Source organism: uncultured Gimesia sp. (assembly GCF_937910335.1).
Taxonomy (GTDB): Bacteria; Planctomycetota; Planctomycetia; order Planctomycetales; family Planctomycetaceae; genus Gimesia.
The window spans coordinates 1-3276 of sequence record NZ_CALEMX010000323.1 but is presented as its reverse complement, the minus strand read 5'-3'; the positions used below and the strand labels follow the sequence as shown (position 1 = coordinate 3276).

At 48.2% G+C, this 3276-nt stretch carries 2 protein-coding genes; both read left to right on the top strand.

Translation table 11 applies throughout. The features are described 5' to 3' along the window. The coding region (locus Q0668_RS12935; protein ID WP_298865284.1) for a protein kinase at nt 1–1144 on the top strand (1144 nt) is incomplete at its 5' end. 300 nt (nt 1145–1444) lie between these two features. Beyond that, nucleotides 1445–3040, top strand: coding sequence for an arylsulfatase (locus Q0668_RS12930; protein ID WP_298865281.1), 1596 nt, complete (start codon nt 1445–1447; stop codon nt 3038–3040). Nucleotides 3041–3276: the final 236 nt, after the last annotated feature.

The following is a 3276-nucleotide window of genomic DNA, read 5'->3' as shown; positions in this document are numbered from 1 at the left end:
CAGGCTGACGGCCGCAAATGCCTCAGTGGGTAGCCCACATTACATGTCGCCGGAGCAAATCAATGGCCACGATGTCGACCACCGATCTGATATCTATGCATTAGGTGTGACAATGTATCACATGCTGTCAGGTCGACCTCCTTTTGAAGGAAATACTATCCCTCAGATCATTGCACAGAAATTGAGTGGGGAAACTAAATCATTGAGTGACGGACCAAATGTTGTGTCCGAGCAGACGTCTCAGCTCGTTAATGACATGCTAAAATTGAAAGCGGACGATCGTTTAGATAATTACAACCATTTGATAAATCGAATCGATGCATCACTGCAGCAACGTCTCACGTTGCAAGAGGGCACTGAGTCAATTGCCGACACACTCACCACGATCTTAGAAAGACCGCCTGCACAATCACTGCCGACCACCGAAGTCAACCAGACTGGTACTCGGTATTACCGACGCTTTTTTAAGACGGCAACCATAATGACCTCGGTTTTATTAATCGTTAGTTTGTTGCTGATTCTCAACCCAGGTGCTTCAACAACGCCCGTACGAGATATGACTGCCAGCGGTTGGAGCGAACCCTTGTTTAATGGCCAGACCCTGGGTGTGATGCCATCCAGTGGAAGTTGGACTGTCGACGAAGATGACGAGGGAGCTTCGATAATTTCCGGTAGCAACGGTATGATTCGTCGGCCATTACTTCGCAGTGACCTGAGCCCGCCGCGACCACTGAGAAATTACAAGCTACTGTTATTCGTTCGTCTGCACGACGCCACAGCGGTAGAACTTCATTTTGGAATCGCTGCGGACCAGAATCGTAATGGTATCCGATCTGTATTACGCGTGACTCCGGAACAGGTTGTATTAGCCAGAAAGCCCAATGATCGAGGCTCACTTTCAGAAGTGGCGACTCCTACTATTATCAACAATCCGAACGATCAATATCATGTCGTTGAGCTGGAACACCAGCATGGACATTGGTGGATCTTCTTCGACGATCAGTTGATCGGTACAGTGCATTCTCAAGAGAACGCGACGCTCCCCGAAATCCGTCTTGCAGTCGAGGGAGGACCTGCCTGGTTCGCAGATTTACAAGTGGAAGAACTGGTACCAGCGATTAAAGCCGCTAAACCACAGAATTAAGCCGGCCAAGTTCAGCATGCCAACAAGATAAGATTCTTGCCAGCTTCTTAAACGAGAGAGGCCAATAACAAACGAGTTGTGGTCACCGGTGGTTCGGGGCGGTTGGGCCGTGAAGTGATTCGAATTTCCTGCACATAGATTTAACCGACTTCTCTCATTGATGACTGTCCCATAAGCCCTGTCCTATGACGTACACTATTCTACAATTCTATTACCTTAGTGGTCGTCCTGTTGATTTTTATCCTGTCCAACCTTTATAGTTATTTAAAAGAACTCCCCCCAACAGGAAGGCCTCAATAAATGTTTTCAACGATTGATCTTCAATGGAATTTCATCAGAAGTATGCATGCGGTAAGAATTCTGCCAGCGATTCTGACTTTATTCAGTATGCTTTTTCTGGAATCAGCGACGGCTGCCGACAAACAGCCCAATATTATTTATATTCTCGCTGATGACCTCGGCTATGGCGATGTGAGTTGTTACAACGCGGAATCAAAAATTCGAACACCACATATTGACCAGCTTGCAGCACAGGGAATGAAGTTTACCGATGCACATACGCCATCTGCCGTTTGCACACCGACGCGTTACGGAATTCTGACGGGGCGATACTGCTGGCGAACACGATTGAAGTATCGCGTGCTGGACGGTTTTGACCCGCCTTTAATTGAAAAAGATCGCCCAACAGTGCCCTCTCTGCTCAAACAGGCTGGATACGATACAGCGTGCGTAGGCAAATGGCACCTAGGGATGCAATGGACTGAGAAAACAGGCCAGCCTGTACCTGCCGTTCCCATTGATCGCAGAAAGCGACCACGGGTGGGAGATGATGTTGATTATACACAACCGGTGACCGGCGGCCCCACCGATGTTGGGTTTGACTGGTACTTCGGCATTTCTGCTTCTTTGAACATGTCACCATTTTGTTATATCGAAAATGATCGGCCCGTAATTATTCCTACGATCGAATCGGAACGCATCTCAACGGAATTTCTTTCAGTTGACAAGGGTATGCGCTCTCCCGACTTTACGATTTCCGGAGTTATGCCCACACTCACGGGACAGGCAGTGCGTTACATTGAACGACATTCAAAGTCGTCTCCGGATCGTCCTTTTTTCCTGTATTTCCCGCTGACAGCGCCGCATTTGCCATTAGTGCCCAATGACGAGTTTCGTGGAAAAAGTGAGGCCGGCGAATATGGGGATTTTGTTCTCGAAGTCGATGCCACCGTTGGTGCGATTCTGGAAGTACTCAAACGAACTGATGAAGCAAAGAATACATTGATCATTTTCACATCCGATAACGGCGGTTTGTATCACTGGTGGACGCCACAGGAAGCTGATGACCTGAAGAATTATCGACTGACACATCGTGCAAAGTATGTGAAAGAACGTGGCCATCAGGGAAATGCGCACTTGCGAGGCACGAAAGCAGATATCTGGGAAGGTGGCCATCGTGTTCCGTTTATCGCGCGCTGGCCGGATCACGTTCCCGCCGGTTCAACGAGCGATGCTTTGATCGAATTGACTGATTTGATGGCGACCTGTGCGGCAATCATCGGCACTAAACTTCCTGCGGGTGCAGCCGAAGACAGTCGTAATATTTTGCCCGCCTTGCTCGGCAAGAAAAGCGACAAGCCATTGCGTGAGTATGCGATACATCATTCGTTATGGGGTAACTTCGCTGTGCGTCAGGGGCCATGGAAAATGATCCCCACCCGCGGTTCGGGAGGTTTCACTTATCCCCGCGACATCAAGCCAGCCAATGGAGAACCTACGGGACAACTCTACCACCTGACGAATGATCCTTCTGAAACAAAAAACTTATGGAGTAAGCATCCCGAAGTTGTGCAACGTCTTTCTCTTCTATTGGAAAAAGTACAGAAACAAGACTAATGAATGGAAATTCCGATAAATCACGCTAGCATCAATGATTGCTTTGACAATTGAAGGAGTCGCATCAGCACTGGAAGAAGACGCGGGAAGTTTCCGGGAAGTACTCACTTCGAAAATCACATGATATTCGAAATAACTGAAACGCGTTCGGAAGAGGGTATCGCGAAAGCGATTTCAATCGAAACGAATCGCGTCCAGGTTCATCAGAAGAAGTGCCTCTACTTTCAGGGAAGCTT

What these genes read in the sequence shown, in the direction of transcription:
- Q0668_RS12930 (WP_298865281.1), top strand. Translation starts at nt 1,445, where the DNA reads ATGTTTTCAACGATTGATCTTCAATGGAATTTCATCAGAAGTATGCAT.